This is a genomic window from Falsiroseomonas sp. HC035, assembly GCF_050563525.1.
GTDB lineage: Bacteria > Pseudomonadota > Alphaproteobacteria > Acetobacterales > Acetobacteraceae > Falsiroseomonas.
Window position 1 is genome coordinate 1 of record NZ_JBNXUN010000076.1, and the last position, 708, is coordinate 708.

Consider the following 708-nt stretch of genomic DNA (forward strand, 5'->3'; position numbering starts at 1 on the left):
GATGATCTCGGGCTTGCTCTTTCCTTCGGCGGTTCGGCGTCTGACGTAGTCGAGGGTGGGCTGGTGCCCCCGCATGCGGACGATGACCACACGGTAGAGGGCCGCGTTGGCTTGGCGATTGCCGCCTCGGTTGAGCCGATGCCGGTTTGTCTTGCCGCTGGAAGCCGGGATAGGGCAGGCGCCGCAAAGCTTGGCCAGCGCTGCCTCTGATCGGATGCGCTCGGGGTTGTCGCCGATGACGATGAGCATCTCGGCAGCGGTGCCCGCGCCCATGCCGTGCGCCTGCACCAGGTCGGGCGCGAGTTGCTGGGTCAGTTGCTCGAGATGAGCATCATGGTCTTTGATCTCCGCATTGAGGGCCAGCCAGCGCCGCGCGATGGCGCGCAGGCTGGCTTTAGCGGAGGCCGTGGTTGAGGTGAGTGGGCCCGGACGCAGGACAGCGAGGTGGCGGAGCAGTGTCATCTTCCCGGCCAAGCAGCCGAGCTGCTCGCGCAGCGCCGAGGGCGCACTCACGATGATGGCTTTGAGCGTCAGCATGGCCTGGCTGCGCGCCTTGACGGCGGTGTCGCGGGCGACCTTCAGGTGGCGGATCATCTCGACGGTGCTCGTGCCGGCCTTCGGCAGTGTCGTGGCCTGGCCAGCGAGTACGCTGCGGGCGGCGCTTTCGGCATCGAGCGTATCGTCCTTACCCTTCTGATGCCGGAGCTG

The 708-nt window shown here is 67.1% G+C and carries 1 protein-coding gene; it reads right to left on the reverse strand.

Features of this window, described 5'->3' with window-relative positions:
- Positions 1-708, reverse strand: a 708-nt coding sequence (locus tag ACLF3G_RS29510; RefSeq protein ID WP_430672940.1) for a transposase, incomplete at both ends; no start/stop codon positions are given.